This window comes from Flagellimonas lutimaris (assembly GCF_003581615.1).
In the GTDB taxonomy this organism is placed as follows: Bacteria; Bacteroidota; Bacteroidia; order Flavobacteriales; family Flavobacteriaceae; genus Flagellimonas; species Flagellimonas lutimaris.
In genome coordinates this window covers 172814-193527 of sequence record NZ_QXFH01000076.1, presented here as the reverse complement: position 1 = coordinate 193527, position 20714 = coordinate 172814, and the positions used below count along the sequence as shown (strand labels likewise).

Below are 20714 nucleotides of genomic sequence, written 5' to 3'. Positions count from 1 at the left end.
AAAAGAGGAAGACAGCAGACCATTAAAAACTTTTAATCATGAGTACATTGAGAAACAAAGTACAACTAATCGGAAATGTGGGGCAGGACCCTGTAATTACTAATCTTGACGGCGGAAAACGTGTGGCACGAATTACCTTGGCCACCAATGAACATTACAAGAACAAGGATGGGGAGCGGGTAACCAATACCGAATGGCATACCGTCATCGGATGGGGGAAGCTGGCCGATATCATCGAGGGTTTCGTGGCTAAGGGCAAGGAAATCGCCATCGAAGGGAAACTGACCTCCCGTTCCTACGAGGACAAGGAAGGGAACAAACGCTACGTCACCGAAGTGATAGCGAGCGAGATCCTATTGTTGGGCGGATCGACCAGCGAGGAGTAATGGTGATGGGTGCCCAAGTTCTACCTCGGGCACCCCAATCCTTTTTTAATCTATAACACCACGAAAATGGAACACAATGTCAACGAAATACAGATCAGTTATCAGGAGAAGCCCAGTACCCTGAAATCCCAGTCCCTGTCAAATTCCAAGGAAGTGTCGAGTTTGCTCTTCAACCACTGGGATATGGATACCATAGGACTCCATGAGACCTTTAAGATCCTTTTGCTCAACCGATCCAATAAGGTTAAGGGCATTTATTCACTTTCCCAAGGGAGTATCACGGGAACCTTGGTGGACCTGCGCATCCTTTTTGCCATTGTCCTAAAAACCCTGTCCGTCGGTATCATTCTTGCCCATAACCACCCCTCCGGGCAATTGAAAGCCAGTGAAGCCGATAAGCAATTGACCCAAAAGATCAAAGAGGCGGCACGCCTGTTCGATGTCCAGGTCCTAGATCATATCATAATGGCACCTGATGGACGCTACTATAGTTTTGCGGATTATGGTATCCTATAAATTTGTACAAAGGCCTTCAAAGCCAATGACACCTGAACCTAAAAAAAGGGAAGCGAAGTATCACGACACAAAGGACTATTCCTATGGTTTTGACCCTGAACTTTGGAATCTATGACAAAGGTTGTCAAATGATATTACAGTAAGCATATTTTTTGTACGCGATGAACCAAATCGACCCAATCATTATGATTGGGTTTTTCTATTTTCTCTAGACCAATATGTGTAACTTTAAGCCAATACAGTCCATGGCGAAATGGTACGGCACGTCCATGGTAACTGCCATTACATACAGCTTTGACTTTCCAAAAGTCCGTACCCTTTGATTTGACTTTTACAGAACTACGGCAACTGGTCCATAAACCCTTATGCTGATAACTTGTTTTGTTAACGCAAACAGGGTTTTCAGAAAGGAATGGAACCAAGTTGTGCGATGCATTTTTGTCCCGGCGGGACAAAAAAGAAGAGCAAGAGGATAGCGTGCTGGCGCAACGCTACCGATCATATATGCCCCGTATGGCCAGTGTTTATAGGGATTGGGTGGGACATGGAAAAGTGGGCTAAAGATGTTTTTCACGGAAAACGGCCTCAGTCCCAATGAAATCAAGCGATTTTTCACGGAAATATGAAAAATAAGGACAAAAATGAGCGTTTCAAAAGCCTGAGCATCAAGGAACCGGTACTCTTGAAGTTTAGACGGTTTTCCAAACGGTTTGGTAAGTCCCAATCCATGACCTTGTTGTCCATGATCGATTTTTTTGAACGTCATGGTATCGATCCGGACCAACACCTCGGGGAGACCTTGGCCAGTATGAAATTGTTCATGAAGCGACGCTTTAATGCCATGGTGGCCATTTTACGCAGTATCGAAAAGGAACAGACCTTGCCCACCGTCAGTATGATCCAGGCCCTCTTTGAACAAGAGTTGGATGCCGAAACCGATGAGGAATGGGAAGGCGATTTTGAGTTTTTTGAACAGCAATTGACAGAGAAATCACCACCTACAGAGCCTCAACTATTGGATACAGAGATTACCGTGCCCAAGATCGTTCATGAACGGCTGTGCGAGCAACTCGAGGAACTGAAAACCGATTTTGAACATGTATTGGATCATGTGTCCGTGGCCAAGAACCCTTTTGGTAAGGAGCATCTTAAACTGGACCTCAAACCCGGAGCCATCGAGAAATACCGAACAAAACTTCAAAACCTTTAATTATGTATATCGCCATTACACGCCAACACATGGGGGCCAACTATCAAGGCAGTGCTCGGGATTTTGTCAAATACCTGGAAAAGGAAAACGAAGGAAAGCCCTTGGAGGCCCAAGAACGATTTTTTAACCAGACGGAACATGATATCGATGCGGAGCAGGTCATTGCCGAAATCGATGCCAATACGGCCAAGCTTAGTAAAAAGGATCCCAAGTTCTATTCCATTATGGTCAGTCCCTCCCAAGCGGAACTCAGACATATCGGGAACGATCCAGAAAAGTTGAGACAGTATACCCGCGAACTGATGAACACTTATGCAGCGGCCTTTTATCGAGACAAGGTAGTGACAGTGAAGGATGTGCTTTATTTCGCGAAGCTGGAGCGGGAACGGAGCTATTCCGAAAAGGACAGGGCGGTACAGGAAAACCAGCCTTTTGCCAGTAAAATTTTAGAACTACAGCACCAGGTAAGGGCCATCAAACAGGGAAGGGAGCAAGGCGATATAGCCCATCTTCAGGAAAAGATTCAGGTATTGGAACAGGAAGCACCACATAAACTGAATGGCAAACGTATTGTTACAGGGATGGCAAAGGAAGGGCACCAGAGCCATATTCATATCATCGTAAGCCGCAAGGATGTGACCAATACCCTTAGCCTTTCCCCTGGGTCCAAGTTCCGGACTTCGGAAACCACCCTAAACGGTGAAAAGGTCAAGCAGGGTTTTGATCGCGATAAATTCTATCGGGCAGCGGAAAAGACCTTTGATAAACAGTTTGGATATCGCAGAAACTTTGTGGAGACCTATAACGCCCGAAATCTCCTTGACAAAGACCCCAAAAGGTTCTTTACGGCCCTTTTAGGATTGCCGGCCCATGAACGACAGGCCGCACGGCAATTGTTGTTCAAAGCGGGAGTCAAGGTGCCCAGTATTCCGACCAATAAGGCCCAATTGGCCTATAAGGCGATGTTGCAACTCAAAAAGGGTATCGGAAAGGCATTGGAATCGGGTTCCATAGGGATATAAAACAAAGTGTTATGGAAATCAATTTGAGCTATTTAGTGATGGGATGGTTGTTGGGTACTGGTATTTCGGTAGTGCTCCACCGCTACCTTAAGCAGGGCTACCTATTCGGGTTGGTTCTGTTTATGTTGGTGATGATCTTCATAGAATGGAGTAGGGGATGGATGCTATTTTTGGAACAAGCCCTAGTGCTATGGCTTCCGCTATTTTTTACGCATACCGTAATCTACGGTTTGGTGGATTATCATAAAGATCTAATCAAAGCATCAAAGGTTTTCGAGGTCAAATTAAAGGTCAGGGGAAGGCCTTTGGTCTTAGGGAACATCCGTCGCGGCATATCGGTGATGGCCTCCGCGGGTAGCGGGAAGACAGAAAGTGTCATTTATGGTTTGCTACAACATTTTCAGAAGCAACATTTCTCTGGGATCATCCATGATTATAAAGACTTTGAGATTACGGAAATGGCCTATCCCCTCTGGCAAGATGAACAAATTCCCTTTCGGATAGTATCCTTCGGGCCCATCCATCATCGTGTAAATCCCATAGCACCCCACTATCTGCTCGATGAGGAAAGTGTACACGAGGTATCCCGGGTGCTATTGGAAAACCTGATGGAACATCGGGATTCCGATGAGAACAGTACTTCACGCTTTTTTAAGGATGCCGCGGAAGGACTGATCAGTGGGCTCATCTGGCGATTGAAAACGGACTACCCCGCTTATTGTACCTTGCCCCATCTCATGGCGCTTTACCAACAGTTGGGCACCAAAAGCCTGATCAAGTTCCTAAGGGGGAACATCACCTCTAGGGCCATGGCCGATGCCTTTATCAGCGGGGTGGGATCGGAACGGCAGACGGCAGGGGTGCTCAGTACCCTGGCCAATGCCATTAAAAAGATCAGCACCCGAAAAATTTTTATGGTCCTATCTGCGGATGAAATCTCCTTGGACATCAATAATGAAGAACATCCTGCGGTAATCGCTTTGGTCAATAATCCACAAAAGGATGCTTCCCTTTCCCCTGTGATTGCGACCATTATCCACACCATCTCCAAACAGATGTCGCAACGAGATAGAAAACCTTCCTTTATGCTATTGGAAGAGGCTTCCACCTTACGGCTATTGAACATGCACCGCATACCGGCCACATTACGGAGTTATGGTATCGTAAGTGTCTATGTGCTCCAGGACAAGGTTCAAAATGATATGATGTACGGGGAGAAGGCCAGTAAGGCCATACTCTCCAACCTGTCCTATCAGTTTTTTGGGAAAGTCAACGACCCTGATACTGCCCGATATTATGAGCGGTTCTTTGAGTTGGTAAAAATACCCACCCGGAGCGTGAGCAAGAGCTCTGGCCTGAATCTGGAACGACGGATTACGCAAGGGGAAAAGGAAGTGTCCAAACGCAGGGCAGAGGTTTTCTTTCGGTTGAAACAGGGCGAGTTTGTGGTGTTTTCGGACGGGAAGGACAGGAAAGTACAGTTTCCAAGGCCCCAAATTGAAAGAGGTTTGCCAAAGCCCAAGACCCATAACGAGGCCGACCTGGAGCAACATTATTTGAAGGTGCACCGTGAAGTAAGGAATATATTTAAGCAATAACAGCCTTTAGGGCTTTAAGTGTGTCCCATTGAAGTGAATTGGAACTTGGAGAACTTCATTCCGTGGACCATGGTTTTTCTACCGTTCCTCAACAAAGGAGTCCGGCCTGTTCATATGTTTAGGAACATATTTTTGAATGATATATTCGGTGATTTCATCCAAGGTCTTCCCGGTGATGGGGTGGAGTCCGGGAGCGGTGAAATATTCTATTTCTCCCTGCTTGTTCTTGTAGTACCAAAACCGAGGCTCGTTGGTGTGCTCTGAAAAAAACCTGGTGGCTATATTCACTTTGACCTTTTTGAAGTTTTTCATTTTTATGGGATCAATGGGTACGACAGGCGTTCCATAGGTTGATAAGGGTGCGATATCACAGGATATAGGTACATATAGGGAGTCGGCCCAGGTCATACAATTTACAGTGGTCTCCTTCTTTGCGGTATTGTTTCCAAAAGGCCATGCCCCAAGCATAACAAGCATTAGGACAACGACAAAGATCGCTGCCAATAGATAGTATGTTACATTCGTTTTTTTTGTATTTGGACCCGTAGGAGGCTCCTCCTGCGAGGCACCTTTGGCCCGGTTTTCTTTTTTTATAAAGTCCTGGTAATTTTCATATCCCAGATATTGGCAAAACAGATCAATGCTCTCTGCATTACGTTCACTTACGGTACTGTCCTCAAGGATATGGCGGTCGTAGGCCCTTTCCAAGGTGCGATAACTGATATAGCCATGATTTTCCTGGATCTGGTGAGCAATGTGTTTGGCAAGGGCATTTTTCTTTTGGGAGATACACTCCCTTTTGGCCTTGGCGAAGACCTTTTGAACGATTTCACCGATTCTGTTGTCATCCATAATGGTTAAAAATACAAATTTCCTCAAGACAGGTTCTGTCCAATTTCAGCTGTAAACGCTTGTTGTCACTGGTGTCCAAAAGATGTCCAATACAAGTCCATGCTTTGTCCACGATTCAAATCAACATCTCACTTTACTTTGTCTCAGAAAATGGATTCCGCTATGTGTTGCTGACATAGCCATTCTAGAAAATTCATTTTTATGGAATGCTGCAATGTGACCTGTATAGGGTTCATTGGAAAGTAGCCTAAAGGGTCACATGCAGTTTTCACTTTCCAACCATAGCAAAGGAGTACTCCAAAACTCACAGGGTGGCTGAAAAGCAACATCGCTCTGGAAAATCCGGACAGCCCCCTCTTTGTTCAATCTTAAAATTTCATAAAGATGAAAAAAATTCATTTGGCCTTATTGGCCGTAGTTTTCAATATGTTCTTATTTTCTTGTGCCAAGGAAGATGTGGCCGATACCGAGATGCTCTTCCAAACCGTTGCAACCGAAGGGGATGATGAAAATCCACCACCACCTCCACCTCCCCCACCACCAGGAGGAGGGGATCAGTAATAATAATTTCATTAATTTGAGCCATGCCTGGATATCGGGCATGGCTTTTTTATGAACCAACCTCCTGTACTTGAAACCTTATTCATTCCTTATCATACTGACAATTCTTGTTTCCTGTGTGCCATCCGATAAAAAAGGGACGATGGACACCATAGTGAAGTATGACAGCATACAAATCTATTACGATCGTTCCATCGGAGAAGATATTTCCATTACCGAAAAAAGTAAAAGCTTGGATAGGGCCATATACTTGGCAAAGAATCTAAAGAATGACTCCGTTCTTGGTAACTTGTTGTACCAGAAAAGTTCTTTACTATTTCAAGCTGGGGAGTATGACAGCTTATTGCTTCACCATCGGAACTTTATTAATACAGCAGCTAGAATTAATTGGCCCCGGATACAAGCTTCCCAATATTATCTTATGGGTTATTACCATGACCGAGTCGAATCCGATTATAAAAAGGCATTTGAGAATTACAGCGCGGCTAAAAACCAATTCGAACTGGCTAAGGACAGTAGTTGGGTAGGGAAGACATTATTGAATATGGCCACGATTCAAAAAGATCAAAATGATTTTTTTGGAAGTAAAGAAACGGTAACTGAGGCCATAGTATTTTTAAGTGCCACTGAGCACACGGATGAATTGGTCCAATGTTACAATCTTTTGGCAACCAACCACAGAAAGTTGTTCAATTTAAAGGACGCCATAGCCTATTATGAAAAGGCTATAGCTAATAGTGTTAATGCAAAAGATAAAATCGCATTTGAGAATAATTTGGGTGCCACCCTCGTGGATGATGGAAAATACGAAAAGGCCATTGCTATTTTTGAAAGGCTCTTAAAGGATTCTTCCTTGGATAGTTCCACAGCCCGATATGCCAGGATACTGGATAATCTTTCCTATACGAAATGGCTAGTGGGCCAAGAAATTGCTGACGATTCTTTTCAAAAGGCATTGGCGATTCGGATAAAAAAAGCGGATATGAGGGGGCAGATGGCCAGCTATACGCATTTGGGAGAGTTTTACATGAAAAAAAAACCTCCAATGGCAATGGCTTATTTTGATTCTGTGATCCAAGTTTCAAAAAGAATGAACGTTCCTAGGGCGGAAACGGATGCGTTACGTTTTATGATCCAGTTGCAGCCCAACAATGTAAAACTCTATGAACGATATGTTCATCTGAATGATAGTCTTTATAAAGAGGAGTTAAGTGTCGAGACCCAATTCGCGAAGTACAAATATGACGATAAGTTGAAGCAGGAATCCATTCTAAGGCTGGAAAAAGAGAAGGCAGAACAGGCATTGTTGACGGCCAGGGAACGCAATAAAAAAACAATGTCCTATTTGGGATCTATAGTGTTGTTGTTGGGCCTAAGCTTTGTTATCTATTATTTCGGGCAACGAACCAAGCGATTGAAAGAACGGAACAAATTGGCAAAATTGGAGGCCACTCTTGAAACGGAAGCTGAGATGTCCCGTAGGCTACATGACGATTTCGGGGCAGGGCTCAATCAAACCATGTTGATGTTGCAAAGCGATGCCGATAAGTCAGCTGTCCTGGATAAATTGGATGCGCTCTACAATCAGAGCCGGAATTTTTCCAGAGCAATCAATGAAGTGGGCACAGGTGGTCGTTTCAAGGACGAGTTTTTGGAAATGCTCCATTTCAGGACCCCTAAAAATGCAAACCTTTTTGTCACCGGTGTCAAGGATATTCAATGGAACGAAATGGCCCCGCTTTCCCAACAGGTGCTTTTCAAGGTGCTTCAGGAACTCATGATCAATATGGGCAAGCATAGCCATGCCAAAATGGTGACCTTGGGCTTTAAACGTGCCGGAAAGACCTTGACGGTGAAGTATTCGGATAATGGGGTGGGTGCGTCCCTGGAAGAACTCAACGCCAAAAATGGATTGAGGAATACGGAAAAGCGTATTCAGGCCATTGGCGGAAGCATTATTTTTGATACTGGAAAGGGAGAGGGCTTTACGGTTCGGGTCACGATTCCATTTTAACACAAATCATGGTTATGTTCAAAAAAGTATTGATCGCAGAGGATTTTCAGGATACCAATCAGGGTATTTCGGAGATGTTGCGGGAAAAGTTGCATATTCCTAGCCTACAAGAGGAATTCTATTGTGATAAGGCACACAATCGCTTAAAATATGCCCTAGGTGAAAACGAACCCTTCGAATTGCTGATCACAGACCTTTTTTTTAAGGAAGATCATGTGGAACGTAAGCTTACTTCCGGATTGGAACTGATAGGGGCCGCGAGGGCCATACAGCCAAATCTCAAGATCATCGTCAACTCGATGGAGGATAATCCGGCCAAGGTCAATGCACTCTTTAAAGAAACAAAGATCAATGGTTACGTTTGCAAGGGCAGGCATGGTCTCAAAGAATTGGTAAATGCAGTTCAGGAGGTGTTCCATAACCGTACCTATGTTTCACCTGGGATTGATCTCAATGTATCCAACAATGTATTTGAACTCGAGGAATTCGATCTGATGATCTTGCAGGGTTTGGCGGACGGACTTACCAAAAAGGAAATTTCGGAAAAATTCAAAAGGGAGCATATCACGCCCAATAGTGAGAGCACAATCGATAAAAGAGTAAGCAAACTGTTTGATAAGTTCGGTGCCAAGAATACCAACCATTTGATTGCTAAGATGATTAGGGAGGAAAAAATCTAATGTAGATTATGAATTGAGAAAAATGACCTGTCCTTGCAGAAATCTGTAAACTAACATTGAGTGAATCTCGTATTATTGTGCTGAACCAAATTAGTCAAAATGCAATTCACAAGTACAAGTTCAGGAAACTCCTATACTCCATTTAAATTTTCCATAACCTCATGTGCCGAGTCGGTCCACAGGTTCAAAGTTGTTTCCCTAATTGCATTGTTGCTGTGCATTATGGTGCCAAAACATACCGAGGCTCAGAATGATGGAGCTGCAATAGCAGGTGCTGTTGGGGCATTGGCTCTTATTGGGACTGGAATAGCAGCTGTTGAACAGATGAAGGAAAGAGCGGAGTTGACAGCAACACAATGGGTATTATCCAATAATCCTCAGTTGACAAGCTTCTCTTTGAAGACAGTCGACTTCGATGGTAAAAAATTAAAGGATATGTCTTCCGCATCGGTGATCACTTTTAAGATTCAAGAATTTGAACCGCAAGACGACCCAGTTTTAAATGGCGAAAAGTTTGTGCTTTTAGGATTCACAAGTCATGGATGGATCAATGAGTACGGCATTGATTTTAATAAGGTAAACTGGTTTATGCTGAATAAAGCTGAGTGGACAAAGATGATGGTTTCATATGTCAAAATAGCGTCTGGAAAAGACTCCAATATCGAAAAGGATATTGTTAATGGCAAGATTGTAAATAGAGGAGTTAAGGTGAAAGGAAAAAACATCATTCCGTTTTATAAAATGTCTGGGGATATGTATGTTGTTACAGATTATTCCGATCAAATGAAGTTTGTGTACAATGAAAGATCTCTTGGTATTTTTTTGAAGAAAACCCAAGATCTTGTGCAAATCAAACGAGGTAGTTTAATAGAACTCCATGACTTCTTTTATGAAGAGAATTAACTGAATTATTTAATACCACTATCCATTATAGCCCCAGGAATTGGTCATAAGACACTATGACTATTTATAGGGCAAATAAATCATCCCTTACAGATTTCTGTAAGGGATTGTTCGTTTATAGGGTTAGGTTTGTTTGAGTCAATGAATTACAGACCCCAAGTATATGGGTATGTGGTGGTGGCAGGAAATACATGCCTCACGGCAACAATAAAAGAACATGGATTTAATAATTAGTAACCCTTACCGTATTGCTGGAATCCTTTCCAATGCCTCCGAAAGAGAAATCCAAAAACAAAAGACAAAAATAAAAGCATATTCGCGTGTTGGAAAAGAAGTTCAAACGGAATATGATTTTAAATTCCTTGATGATGTTAACAGGAATGAAGAAATTATCGAACGTGCTTTTGCCAAAGTTGAACAAAACTCCGATAAAGTAAAACATGCATTGTTCTGGTTCCTGAACGCAAACCCTCTTGATCAGACTGCACTAGAATATTTAAAGGATGGCGATGAATATAAAGCACAAGAAATATGGAAGAAGGTAACCGACGGAAAGGAAATAAATGTTAAAAATTACTCGGCATTTAACAATGTTGGTACCTGCCATTTAATGAGCAGTTTCAAAATAGATATTAAGAAAGGTATAGAAGCAAAACTAAAGCTAATTGAATCCGATTATTTCGAAAATTTTGTCCATGAAGTTGCTGATAAGACGTATTCCATCGATAGTCAAAAACAAGTAGAAATCTTTGTGGATGAATTGTTGGATGAATTGTTGCCGCTTTATTCCGACCATGAAATAAATCAATTGTTCAATGGTTGCAACAGTTTCGTAAGAAAATACCTGACAAGTAAGTTGACCGAAGGGCCGATTCATATAATCGAAACCGCAATTGAAACTACCAAGATCAAAAGGCGTGATAACAGGTCTATAGCCTATCAACATGGTTTAACTCTTTATACCGGAAACCTTAATGACATCAATGCTTTAAAATCAATGCTGGGTACAAATGATTTAAAGTATAAAATGCTAGCCGACAACATGGCCAATGAAATCGCTCAGTGTGGTATTGATTACTTCAAGGCTAACAAGGATTTGAGTGACCCCAGTGAAAAGGGATTGGAATTATTGAGGTATGCACAGTCCATTGCCGTTGGAGACCAAACATGCGATAGGTTGGTGGAAAACATCGAAGGAATACAGGAGTGGAGCAAAACAGCACCCATCAAGGATGATCTAAATTTTATAACAGAAAGATTAAAGGTCTTTCAAAATTTGGCGGATACGATAGCCAACGCAAAAAAATTGATGCTTGATTGCAAACCTAAATTGGACCGTATCAAAAATATTCTTGGTCCTCAAGATCAACTTTATTTAAATGTCAGTGGGGCCGTTGTCAACAATGCATTGGGCATGATAATAGATATTGTCAACGAAGCCCAAAGTGGTCTTGAGTACGATAGAGCCAAACTGATGCGATTACCCAATATAGTTTCCTCTGCAATAGTAGTGGTCCGAGGACTGGGCACGCTTGATATGGATGGGCCCACAAGGCGCAGATATTCAGATAATAAGGCCACTATTTTAAGTATTGAAAGTCAGTTGCGATCTATCAACGGACAATCCAATTACCGCTCACCTAGTCCAGGAACATCCAGCTCCTCAGATGATGGGTGTGCTCCATGGGTCTATATCGTAGGTGGAATCATATTACTAATAATACTGGCAAATACTTGTTCCTAAAGAACCCCTTGACATGAAACATATAACATTAATTCTCATACTTTTTTGTACTACTAGTGTCTTTGCGCAAAGACAACAAGATTCCGTTTTCATAAAAGTGCCATCCTCCATCCGGGACAGTATAAATATGCATCAACTTGAAATTGAATCCTTAACAAAGAAACTAAAGTATCAAAATTACACTCTTGGTCGACAAGCTGAAACGATAGCGGGACTTGAAAGGGAGGATAAAAACTTACGAATATCCCTTGATAGTTTGAACCTACTTGTTGAGGCCAACAAAGAATTAGTGGTTGCAAATACGAACGAACTCGACTCAAAAATTCAAATGACGGGACAAAATGCGGAATCACAAATAACGGATTTGGACCATACTTTGGACAGACAACAACTTTATTGGGTCATCGCCATATTGGCAATGTTATTATTGGGAGTGCTTATTTACTGGCTTTTGGGCAAGCGAATAATGTCAAATAAAACAGATGTTGAAACGCAGATAAGGAATACAAAGGCTTCACTGGAGGAAGAAGGTGTAAAACTGGACAATAAGTTGGTTGAGGTTTTGGAATCACAATTGAAACTTCAACAAGAGTCGAAAACATTCCAAGCAGTTGAAACTAAGGATAAAGTAAATCATTCCCTAGCTTTAAAAATAGCTGATGAAATTATTCGAATTCAAAAGAATTTGAGTCGTATGGATCAAGGGACAAAGGGTTTAAAACAGTTAAACTCTTCCGTAAAACGTATTCAGGACAATTTTGCCTCCAATGGATATGAATTGGTGGATATGCTCGGCAAGGAGTATAATGAGGGAATGAAAGCTACTGTAAATTTTATTCAAAATGAAGATTATGAAAAGGATCAAAGACTGATAACAAGAGTAATAAAACCACAGGTCAACTATCAAGGAAAAATGATTCAAACAGCACAAGTAGAGGTTACAGAAGGATAAAAAATATTTTTTCAATGACAAGAATAAAAATTGATTACGGTATTGATTTAGGAACAACCAATTCCGCTATTTCCAGAATTGAGCATGGAGAACCGACTATTAAAAAGACGGATACTTTAAAGGATACCATGCCCTCCTGTGTTTATATAAATAAGAAAAGAGCAATACAGGTAGGTGACAGTGCATACAATGCCTTGAAAAGACAGAAACTGAATGCCATGAAAAACTGGGATTCGGGCAAGGATAATGCTTTCATAGAGTTCAAACGAACCATGGGGACCGACATGAAATATAACAGTTCCAATTTAGGAGAGGAACTGTCAAGTGAACAATTATCTGCCGAAGTATTGAAGACTCTGAAATCCTTCGTTAAAGATGAAAATATAAACTCCATCGTCATTACAGTTCCTGCTGCATTTAAGAACAATCAAAAAGAGTCCACGAGGGAGGCGGCCAAGTTAGCAGGGTTCAATCATATTGAGTTGTTGCAAGAGCCTGTTGCGGCATCCATGTCCTATGGTTTGGATTCTAATAAAAAAGATGGTTTTTGGCTGGTTTTTGACTTTGGAGGGGGCACATTTGATGCGGCCTTGTTAAAGGTTGAAGAGGGTATCATGAAGGTGGTGGACACCGAAGGTGATAATTATCTAGGAGGTAAAAACTTGGACTTTGCTATCGTTGATGAAATTATCTTGCCATATCTCAGCGATAATTATTCTATCGATTCAATTCTTAAGGATGATATCAAAAAACAATCTTTGAGGAATTCAATGAAATATTATGCTGAAGAGGCCAAAATCAAACTTTCATTTAACGATACCCATAATATTCTATCAGATTTAGGCGATATCCCAGGGGAGGATGATGAGGGGGAGGAATTTGAATTGGATATCACGGTCACACAATCGGATATGGAAAAAGCAGTATCGCCAGTTTTTCAAAAGGCCATTGATGTTAGTCTTGAACTATTGAAACGCAATAATTTGATGGGTTCATCCCTGGATTCGCTGATTCTTGTTGGAGGCCCTACATATTCACCAGTTTTAAGAAGGATGTTGGAAGAACAGATCTGCGTGCCCGACACCAGTGCAGACCCTATGACGGTTGTTTCCAAGGGCGCTGCCCTGTATGCCTCAACCATTGATGTTTCAGAAGAAGTAAGGGAGCAAACACGTGATAAAACGAAAATACAATTGGAAATTTCCAATGCAGGATCTACAGTGGAAACCGAAGAGTTCATACCTATTAAGATCCTAAAGGATAAAACGGAAGGGGAAATACCTGAAAAGGTTTTTGCTGAGATCACGCGAGGGGATAAAGCTTGGTCCAGTGGTAAGGTGGAGATCAATACCATCGGTGAGGTTGTGGAAATCCAACTTAATGAAGGAAAAACCAATGTGTTCGAAGTTGTTTTATATGACAAACAGGGAAACATTCTGGAAAGTGAGCCTTCAAGTTTCAGTATTATCCAAGGTTCTAAAATAGGTAGTGCCACATTGCCCTATAATATTGGGGTGGAGTTAAAAGATAAAGCCACTGGTAAAGTTCGCTTCAGGACCCTGAAGGGCTTGGAAAAAAATCAGACCATTCCAGCTGTTGGAACCAAAAATGGTTTGAAGACCCAAAAACAGATAAGACCCGGTATGGAATCTGATTTTATTAAGATTCCTTTATATGAGGGAGAACATGCAGCAGAGGGGACAAGGGCAATCTATAATGAGCATATTACAGATATAAAAATAAGTGGAGCGGACCTACCATCCTTGTTGCCCGAAAGCAGTGATGTGGACCTCACAGTGAATATTGACAGGTCGGAAAAGATTACGGTCATAGCCTATTTCCCATATTTGGATTATTCCACCGAGATTGGTGTGGACACCACCAAGGCCTCAATTGAAACCCCATGGCTGGAAAACGAGATCAGAAAGGCAAAAGGGAGTATTGTTGAATTAAAAGTGGATGGGAATTTTCACAATGGCAAGTTGCAAAAGGTTGAAACGGACCTGGAGCAGATTGAAAAATCATTCAGGAATAACAAAAACGACGTGGATGGAAAACAGGAAGTGTTGACCAATTTGAGAAAGTCATTGAAAACTATTGATGAAATCAATGATATGAACGAATGGCCAAAATTGGAAGAGTCGCTCAAAGAAGAATTTTACAGATTGGAAGATGCCAATAAAGAACTGGGAAATAGTAAGACTATAAAGGTGGTCGATCAATTCCGTTCACAGTTAGATGAGGTTATTCGAACTAAAGATGTGAAACTGGGAAGTGTTCTTTTGGAGGAAATAGGAGACTTCTTTTTTCAAATGACAATGATATATCAATTGATTGGAATGGTGCAGTTGTTTGACAGGGATTTCAATACATTTCATTGGGCCGATAGAAATACAGCGAGAAGCTTGATCAACAAAGGGTTGCAAATAGTGGGCGAAAATCCAAGTGTAGAAGGATTGAGACCGGTAATCATTGCTTTGTTCGATTTATTGCCAATTGAAGAAAGACCAAGCGGAGACGATAGTGTATTGGTAGGATAAAATTGACTGATCTTATGAGAACGAACAGCAAAATCATATTCATGTTTTTAACCATCACAATGTTACTTTCAGCATGTGAGAGCGAAGCCGAAAGAAAGCAACGATTGGCAAGAGAAGAACAGCAAAGGATTGAATTGGAGGAACAGCGAAAAATGGAAGAAGCTGAACGAAACCTCAGGCTGGAACAAGAGCGAATGGAGCTTGAAAGGATAGAAAGGGAAAAGCGCATTGCTCGAGAGGCCTTGCTTAAAAAAGAGCGGGCAGAACGGGCCCAATATGAAAAGTACATTGGAAACTCCCTTCGGACTGGGGCCACTCCTTATTCCAAATACTACGGAATGAATTCCTCTTGTAATGAATATGGATGTTCTCAAATAAAGGTCAGGACCAGTAATTCAGATGTTTTGGTTACAATAAAAAAAGGAGGCGAAGTGTTTCGTCATGCCTATATTAATTCTGGTGACAGTTATACCTTTTCCTTTCCCAATGGTACCTACCAAACATTTTTCTATTATGGAAAAGGGTGGAATCCTGAGAAAGAAATGAAGGGCGGAAAGATTAAAGGTGGTTTTATAACCAATGTAAGCTTTGGCAAGGATAGTCCCCAGATTTTGAACAATAATATATTGGAATACCAGCTGATTTTGCAGGAAAATGGAAATTTCAGCACCCAACCGAGCAATCCGGAAGAAGCATTATAGATGGGAGGTGGTAATCACATATTGTCCAAAGGTCATATGGTAGATGGTCTGTACGAGGTTGCCTTTTTTATCAAAAAGGGGAGATATGCCGAATCATACCGGGTGAGGGACCAAAAAGGACATAGTAGGTTTTTAAAGCTTTTTCATTATCCACAATTGGATAGGACACAATTTGACAAACAGGGGAATATCGTTGAAATCGAGGTGCTTAAACAGGTCGAACATCCCAATTTGGTTGAGTACTTTGATTATGGGGAAGTAGTGTTGGATAGCCAAAAGTTTGCATATGTAGTTCTAAATTTTATCAGTGGTGAAACTTTGATGGATAAGCTTAAGCGGGAACATACCTTTAATTGGTACGAGGCCAATTCTATCATTAAAGGTGTGCTTAATGGTTTAAGATATCTACATTCCCTTTCTTCTCCGGTCATCCACAATGATATCAACCATTTGAACGTAATGTTGGATTTGACTAGTAAGGTGGCCATTACAAAGATCATTGATTTTGGATATGCCAGGTATCTTGAGCAATCCAACCTGGATTTTTTGAAAACAGGGTTGAATCCTTTCTATCAGGCAAGTGAAACTTTTAACAATGTATTTTCTGTACAGAGTGATCTGTTTTCAATAGGCGCGCTCTATTATCATTTGTTGGAAGGTCTTCCCCCATGGTTTGTAGATATTCCTAAATATGGATTAGATCAGGTCAAGCTGGAGAACATTGTTCTTGAAGAGCGTAGAAAACCATTGAGGTTTACTCGGGTAAAGGATGTGGCCACCAAAAGTATCCTTCGAAAAGCCTTGAACTCAGATACTGAAAATCGGTTTAAGACTGCTTCAGCCTTTATTGAGGCCATGAATGGGGAACTATTGGTCGAACCCCTTCATGCCACAAACGGTAAAAAAACCAAAAAAAAGATGTCCAAGAAGGGTAAAGGATTTGGCGCCATTGCTGGAATGCAGCCATTGAAAGACATGGTGCAATTGGACGTCATCGATGCCCTGACACAAAAAGAACGTTACGCCTCATATGGGCTAACCATTCCAAATGGAATGCTCTTGTACGGCCCTCCTGGCTGTGGCAAAACTTATTTTGCGGAACGAATGGCAGAAGAAATTGGATTTGACTTTTATCAGATCAAGCCTTCGGATATTCAAAGTAAATGGGTGAACGCCTCCCAAGAAAACATTAAAAATCTTTTTGAAGAGGCACGTCAGCATGCCCCAAGCCTCATTTTTATCGATGAGTTGGATGCAGTTGTGCCCAACAGGGATGATTCGGGGATATCCCACATGAATACCAGTGTGGTAAACGAAATGTTGGCACAAATGAACAATTGTGGAGAAGACGGTTTATTTATTGTTGCGGCGACCAACCGGCCCCTCAAGATAGATCCGGCCATACTCAGATCGGGTCGTTTGGACAGGGTTATCTATTTACCTCCACCTGATCTTGAAGCACGTAAAAAGATGTTCGAGCTCTATTTGGAAAAGCGGCCTAGGGAAGTGGGAATCAATTTTTTGAAAATCGCCAAGGCCACCGATAAATACGTTTCAAGCGACATCAAGTTTCTTTGTGATGAGGCTGCAAGAATTGCACTGAAATCATCGGCACGAATTTCTGAGGAGATACTTCTAAAAACAATTAAGGCCAATAAACCCTCTATTAATGAAAGGGAATTGAAATCATATTTGGATATCAAGGCCAAAATGGAAGGAATTAAAGATAACAACAGTGACCGGCCTAGGATCGGATTTAAAAAAGATTAAGTATGGAAACAATACAATTCAATAGACTTCTGCTGAAAACAGCATTTTCATGTATGGCCTGCGATGGAGACATCGATAAGCGTGAAATAAGGTTGATACGACAATTGCACCATGATTCCAATATTTTCGGTGATATGGATATGGATAAGGAGCTGGAATCTTTGCTGTTGGAGATCAACAAAGATGGTCTACGATTTTTGAAGGATTATTTCAGTGAATTGATTGACCACAAACTATCGCAATCGGATGAATTGAAATTGATTGAGGTGGCAATAGCCACTATAAAGGCGGATGAAAAGGTCGAGTATAGCGAAATAAAGTTTTTCAAAGTAATCCGTTCGAAATTGAATATCGACAACAAGCTTATTCTTGAGAAACATCCCGATTTTGAGGATTACTTGGAAGAGGACATCATTACGGAATCTTATTTGCTGAGACTGCAAGATGACTTTTTCGATGCACATGATATGCCCAAATTTGAAAAAATCGATTTGCACCTAGAGTAGTTGTCGGTATTTTTTGTTTTCAGCCGGTATCAGCTGGTAATATGGCAAGCTTTACTTTATGGAGAAGGTCATGCTTACCGGTAAATGATCTGATAATCTACGTGCTTTCTCAAGTTGTTCACAAGACCTTACAAAATTGATTGTCCGACTCTTGATAAAGAATATTTCCCTTGAATAAAATATGTTATCTATTGCATAGTTGAGATAGTCGTCTCCATTACATTCCCATTTCAATGTGGTCTTTTTGTTCGAAATTGCGGCTTTATATCCATTGCTTCTCATTATATTGAAAATGGGCATTTTTTCATCAACATTAAAATCCCCGGCAAGAATTACAGGAGTGTTTGTCAAGGAATCTCTGACATAATGGGATAGTGCTTTGATCTCACTCTCTGGGTCTTTATCGTAGGGCCGTGAATGATAATCGATGAGATTGATATGTTTTCCCTCTGTATACAATTTCAGGATAAAAGGCTCCCTGTCGATTATGGAATCCAGCCCCGAGATTAATCTGCCCCGATTTTTTATTTTAATGTTTTTGGTTTTCCAGATTATGGCGTAGCGCTCCGTTACATATTTTGGACTATTTGTAGGGTCACTGATGACATAGTCCCATTTGGCCCCCATCCTGTTCAGGATATCGGTTAATCTGGCAACGGCTTGTGCACCACCATAACCGGCAACCACTTCTTGTATAGCAAGAATATCGGCATCCCTTACAATTTCTGCTATCTCATTAAGCTCCTTAGTGTTTTTGGTACGCCCAAAATCTTTAATGTTCCAAGAAATCATATGTATCTCGTTGCTTTGTGCGTGTACAATACAATGGGCAATTAACAGAAATATCAGTAATACTAAACGCTGTATCATGAGGTTGGTCATTTAGGTTTCTATGTAAGTTTTAATAATACTCTTTGTTTTTTACACAATGACTGATTCTCCCTTTCGAGTTTTCCATATCGCCATAAAATCTAGGTGTCACATGCAATGAACGTGTATGATGTGCTGTCCCGCTTCTTCACTACAATTCACCCCAATAGTATAACTTTTTGGGCTATTAGTATTTTCAATTATCGTTTTAGCCTTTTTTATCATAGCGGTTAATTCATCCCGCACCTCTTTGTCCAATAAAAAGAAAGCGGATTTTTATTCATTGGATTCCATGTGGAGAATGGAAAAGATTTTGAAGATTTCAACTGAACCTTTTGTAAGCCCTTTGAAATTATTTGAAATAGTACCGGTTTCTTTGAGTTTAAAGATGGCCGCAATGGTATCCTGCATCTGATTAGGTTTTATTTTGATTGGTTTCGTTTGGCTTGCCTTTAACGTATATCGAAATAGAGAGTAAGAGAGCCCAAATGATATCGATGATATTCCACAGGTCCCTGCCCAAAGCTATTTTGAAAATAGGGTTGATCAAAATGGCAGAGGCAAGCCAGATTATGAACCATGTCTTGTTTTTTTCAAAACTGTGGTACGCCAATAATCCAAATCCCAACATGCCCAAAAAACGAACCAATTGAAAATAGCCGTATTCCCAGTCAAATAAACAACCGATGAACAGTATGATCAAAGCGATCTTTATGATGAGGAGTATTTTGTTGGGCATTTGGAATGGTTTAGTGCTACAATGTTAAAGTTCATCCATTAATCGAACTAGCATCATGGAGAAGATATCCACGTTGGTACTAAATTCGAGGAAAGGGCTTTTTCCTGTATCCTTTTGAATATCCACGCCGTTTTTATAGGGGGTAATATCCAAGACTTTGTTCAACCTAATAGTTTTGTTTCCCTTGGAGCCCATAAAAATGATTCGTTTGTTTGTAAGGTATAAGTTTCCACTGTCAATGACCTTCCAAACATCTTCCGAAACGGATTTGGCAGCGATGCTGCCCATGCGGTAATATACCCCTTTCGCTATTTTTATCCTTGCTGTAGGACCGCCATAGTTGATTCTTTTGGTCACTCTCCGTTGTTCTTGCCAATTAACACGGCCCATAAAATAAAGGTTTTCACTCTTTTGAATGTTTATGGGAGGGTTGGTGTATATTGGTAGTTCTCCGTTTTCTATAGTCCAATATAAACGGTAGCGCTGTAGATTTTCTTTGGTTTTCGCATCCAAATTTGGTTCGATGCCCAGGCTTTGGGATATCTCGTTCATTTTCTCAAACTCCTCATCGCTCAATCGCTCATCTGAAATGGCATTATCAATGAAATCCCTTAGGATTTTATTTGAATTGGAATTAAGTATGTCCTTCGCTGTTTGATCATTTAGCAGCAGGTTTTTTTTGAGCATCTCCAATTTGTCCTTTTCATCTTGGGTCAATTTTCCATCAGATACGGCAATTCTAACTTCTCTGTCAAAAATCTTTTTGGTTTCAAAGTCGAGTACATGCTTGATGTCTGCTTCGGTCAAATGCAGTAGTTTTTTTAGATGTTGAATAGTATTTACTTCATCCTGGTCGATAACTTGATCTTCTAGACAATGATGAACGTACTTTCTGAAAAGTTCAAAACGAAGGGCTTTGAACTTCTTATTGAGTTTTATTTTATACCTATCTGCAATTTCTCGGATGTGTTCCAAGTTTACCTTGGTCAGGTCATCTTCGTTTTCGACGAATAGGTTGTTTATTTCAATGATGGCATTTTCCTTGGGGGTCCTATTTAGGATTTTGTCGAAGAACGAAGGCTTTTTACTTTCCTTTGTTGTGAAGATGCTCATAGTTCTGGTTTGGATTTATTTCCAGGTGTTACACTTA

General features: G+C 41.0%; 21 protein-coding genes. 16 read left to right on the top strand and 5 right to left on the bottom strand.

Going from position 1 to position 20714, the window contains the following annotated elements; translation table 11 throughout:
* Positions 1–38: 38 nt before the first annotated feature.
* The 6 genes from D2V08_RS13975 (at position 39) to D2V08_RS13950 (ending at position 4732) form a co-directional block, all read left to right on the top strand.
* Positions 39–386, top strand: a complete 348-nt coding sequence (locus D2V08_RS13975) for a single-stranded DNA-binding protein (protein ID WP_119608775.1) — start codon at positions 39–41, stop codon at positions 384–386.
* Between the two features lie 66 nt (positions 387–452).
* Positions 453–902, top strand: a complete 450-nt coding sequence (locus D2V08_RS13970) for a JAB domain-containing protein (protein WP_119608774.1) — start codon at positions 453–455, stop codon at positions 900–902.
* Between the two features lie 381 nt (positions 903–1283).
* The gene (locus tag D2V08_RS13965; RefSeq protein ID WP_147374138.1) at positions 1284–1463 is read left to right on the top strand and encodes a hypothetical protein; all 180 of its coding nucleotides are present in this window, start codon (positions 1284–1286) and stop codon (positions 1461–1463) included.
* Positions 1464–1524: 61 nt separating this feature from the next.
* Positions 1525–2112, top strand: a complete 588-nt coding sequence (locus D2V08_RS13960) for a BfmA/BtgA family mobilization protein (RefSeq protein WP_119608772.1) — start codon at positions 1525–1527, stop codon at positions 2110–2112.
* A gap of 2 nt (positions 2113–2114) precedes the next feature.
* Positions 2115–3134 carry a MobB family relaxase gene (gene mobB / locus D2V08_RS13955; protein WP_119608771.1) on the top strand — a complete coding sequence of 340 codons (1020 nt, stop codon included), beginning with the start codon at positions 2115–2117 and terminating at the stop codon, positions 3132–3134.
* A gap of 11 nt (positions 3135–3145) precedes the next feature.
* Positions 3146–4732: a type IV secretory system conjugative DNA transfer family protein gene (locus tag D2V08_RS13950; RefSeq protein ID WP_119608770.1), complete on the top strand. Its 1587-nt coding sequence runs from the start codon at positions 3146–3148 to the stop codon at positions 4730–4732.
* A 78-nt stretch (positions 4733–4810) separates the two neighbouring features.
* Here D2V08_RS13950 and D2V08_RS13945 read toward each other — a convergent pair whose 3' ends face one another.
* Positions 4811–5584: a hypothetical protein gene (locus tag D2V08_RS13945; protein WP_119608769.1), complete on the bottom strand. Its 774-nt coding sequence runs from the start codon at positions 5582–5584 to the stop codon at positions 4811–4813.
* A 384-nt stretch (positions 5585–5968) separates the two neighbouring features.
* On the opposite strand from D2V08_RS13945, the gene D2V08_RS17380 reads away from it, so the two are divergent.
* From D2V08_RS17380 to D2V08_RS13900, 10 genes are all read left to right on the top strand, one after another.
* Positions 5969–6145 carry a hypothetical protein gene (locus tag D2V08_RS17380; RefSeq protein ID WP_182835560.1) on the top strand — a complete coding sequence of 59 codons (177 nt, stop codon included), beginning with the start codon at positions 5969–5971 and terminating at the stop codon, positions 6143–6145.
* A gap of 142 nt (positions 6146–6287) precedes the next feature.
* A complete protein-coding gene (locus D2V08_RS13940; RefSeq protein WP_147374136.1) occupies positions 6288–8159 on the top strand; it encodes an ATP-binding protein in 1872 nt (623 codons plus the stop codon).
* A gap of 14 nt (positions 8160–8173) precedes the next feature.
* Positions 8174–8839 (top strand): DNA-binding response regulator, encoded by a 666-nt coding sequence (locus D2V08_RS13935; protein ID WP_119608820.1) that lies wholly within the window; start codon positions 8174–8176, stop codon positions 8837–8839.
* Between the two features lie 99 nt (positions 8840–8938).
* Complete coding sequence (locus D2V08_RS13930; RefSeq protein WP_245980592.1) at positions 8939–9742, top strand: hypothetical protein; 804 nt, start codon at positions 8939–8941, stop codon at positions 9740–9742.
* A gap of 217 nt (positions 9743–9959) precedes the next feature.
* Positions 9960–11486, top strand: a complete 1527-nt coding sequence (locus D2V08_RS13925) for a hypothetical protein (protein WP_119608766.1) — start codon at positions 9960–9962, stop codon at positions 11484–11486.
* Positions 11487–11613: 127 nt separating this feature from the next.
* Entirely contained in the window at positions 11614–12438 is an 825-nt protein-coding gene (locus D2V08_RS13920) for a hypothetical protein (protein WP_245980591.1), read from the top strand.
* Positions 12439–12452: 14 nt separating this feature from the next.
* Positions 12453–14978 (top strand): Hsp70 family protein, encoded by a 2526-nt coding sequence (locus tag D2V08_RS13915; RefSeq protein ID WP_119608764.1) that lies wholly within the window; start codon positions 12453–12455, stop codon positions 14976–14978.
* A 41-nt stretch (positions 14979–15019) separates the two neighbouring features.
* On the top strand, positions 15020–15679 hold the full coding sequence (locus tag D2V08_RS13910) for a hypothetical protein (protein WP_147374134.1): 660 nt from the start codon (positions 15020–15022) through the stop codon (positions 15677–15679).
* A complete protein-coding gene (locus D2V08_RS13905; RefSeq protein WP_119608762.1) occupies positions 15680–17449 on the top strand; it encodes an AAA family ATPase in 1770 nt (589 codons plus the stop codon). It abuts the gene before it with no gap.
* Positions 17450–17451: 2 nt separating this feature from the next.
* The gene (locus tag D2V08_RS13900; RefSeq protein WP_119608761.1) at positions 17452–17955 is read left to right on the top strand and encodes a TerB family tellurite resistance protein; all 504 of its coding nucleotides are present in this window, start codon (positions 17452–17454) and stop codon (positions 17953–17955) included.
* Positions 17956–18006: 51 nt separating this feature from the next.
* Here the strand turns inward: D2V08_RS13900 and D2V08_RS13895 are convergent, their stop codons facing one another.
* From D2V08_RS13895 to D2V08_RS13885, 4 genes are all read right to left on the bottom strand, one after another.
* Positions 18007–18825, bottom strand: coding sequence for an endonuclease/exonuclease/phosphatase family protein (locus tag D2V08_RS13895; protein WP_119608819.1), 819 nt, complete (start codon positions 18823–18825; stop codon positions 18007–18009).
* A 276-nt stretch (positions 18826–19101) separates the two neighbouring features.
* Positions 19102–19236, bottom strand: a complete 135-nt coding sequence (locus D2V08_RS17680) for a hypothetical protein (protein WP_262696715.1) — start codon at positions 19234–19236, stop codon at positions 19102–19104.
* A 4-nt stretch (positions 19237–19240) separates the two neighbouring features.
* Positions 19241–19564, bottom strand: a complete 324-nt coding sequence (locus D2V08_RS13890; protein ID WP_119608760.1) for a DUF6804 family protein — start codon at positions 19562–19564, stop codon at positions 19241–19243.
* Between the two features lie 24 nt (positions 19565–19588).
* Positions 19589–20677 (bottom strand): hypothetical protein, encoded by a 1089-nt coding sequence (locus tag D2V08_RS13885; protein ID WP_119608759.1) that lies wholly within the window; start codon positions 20675–20677, stop codon positions 19589–19591.
* Positions 20678–20714: the final 37 nt, after the last annotated feature.

Excerpts from the sequence above, each read along its gene's own strand:
- D2V08_RS13945 (WP_119608769.1), bottom strand. The coding sequence starts at position 5,584 with ATGGATGACAACAGAATCGGTGAAATCGTTCAAAAGGTCTTCGCCAAG.
- D2V08_RS13950 (WP_119608770.1), top strand. The coding sequence starts at position 3,146 with ATGGAAATCAATTTGAGCTATTTAGTGATGGGATGGTTGTTGGGTACT.
- D2V08_RS13960 (WP_119608772.1), top strand. The coding sequence starts at position 1,525 with ATGAAAAATAAGGACAAAAATGAGCGTTTCAAAAGCCTGAGCATCAAG.
- D2V08_RS13970 (WP_119608774.1), top strand. The coding sequence starts at position 453 with ATGGAACACAATGTCAACGAAATACAGATCAGTTATCAGGAGAAGCCC.
- D2V08_RS13915 (WP_119608764.1), top strand. The coding sequence starts at position 12,453 with ATGACAAGAATAAAAATTGATTACGGTATTGATTTAGGAACAACCAAT.
- D2V08_RS13930 (WP_245980592.1), top strand. The coding sequence starts at position 8,939 with ATGCAATTCACAAGTACAAGTTCAGGAAACTCCTATACTCCATTTAAA.
- D2V08_RS13900 (WP_119608761.1), top strand. The coding sequence starts at position 17,452 with ATGGAAACAATACAATTCAATAGACTTCTGCTGAAAACAGCATTTTCA.
- D2V08_RS13895 (WP_119608819.1), bottom strand. The coding sequence starts at position 18,825 with ATGATACAGCGTTTAGTATTACTGATATTTCTGTTAATTGCCCATTGT.
- D2V08_RS13905 (WP_119608762.1), top strand. The coding sequence starts at position 15,680 with ATGGGAGGTGGTAATCACATATTGTCCAAAGGTCATATGGTAGATGGT.
- D2V08_RS13935 (WP_119608820.1), top strand. The coding sequence starts at position 8,174 with ATGTTCAAAAAAGTATTGATCGCAGAGGATTTTCAGGATACCAATCAG.
- D2V08_RS17680 (WP_262696715.1), bottom strand. The coding sequence starts at position 19,236 with ATGCAGGATACCATTGCGGCCATCTTTAAACTCAAAGAAACCGGTACT.
- D2V08_RS13910 (WP_147374134.1), top strand. The coding sequence starts at position 15,020 with ATGTTTTTAACCATCACAATGTTACTTTCAGCATGTGAGAGCGAAGCC.
- D2V08_RS13920 (WP_245980591.1), top strand. The coding sequence starts at position 11,614 with ATGCATCAACTTGAAATTGAATCCTTAACAAAGAAACTAAAGTATCAA.
- D2V08_RS13890 (WP_119608760.1), bottom strand. The coding sequence starts at position 19,564 with ATGCCCAACAAAATACTCCTCATCATAAAGATCGCTTTGATCATACTG.
- D2V08_RS17380 (WP_182835560.1), top strand. The coding sequence starts at position 5,969 with ATGAAAAAAATTCATTTGGCCTTATTGGCCGTAGTTTTCAATATGTTC.
- mobB (WP_119608771.1), top strand. The coding sequence starts at position 2,115 with ATGTATATCGCCATTACACGCCAACACATGGGGGCCAACTATCAAGGC.
- D2V08_RS13975 (WP_119608775.1), top strand. The coding sequence starts at position 39 with ATGAGTACATTGAGAAACAAAGTACAACTAATCGGAAATGTGGGGCAG.
- D2V08_RS13925 (WP_119608766.1), top strand. The coding sequence starts at position 9,960 with ATGGATTTAATAATTAGTAACCCTTACCGTATTGCTGGAATCCTTTCC.
- D2V08_RS13885 (WP_119608759.1), bottom strand. The coding sequence starts at position 20,677 with ATGAGCATCTTCACAACAAAGGAAAGTAAAAAGCCTTCGTTCTTCGAC.
- D2V08_RS13940 (WP_147374136.1), top strand. The coding sequence starts at position 6,288 with ATGGACACCATAGTGAAGTATGACAGCATACAAATCTATTACGATCGT.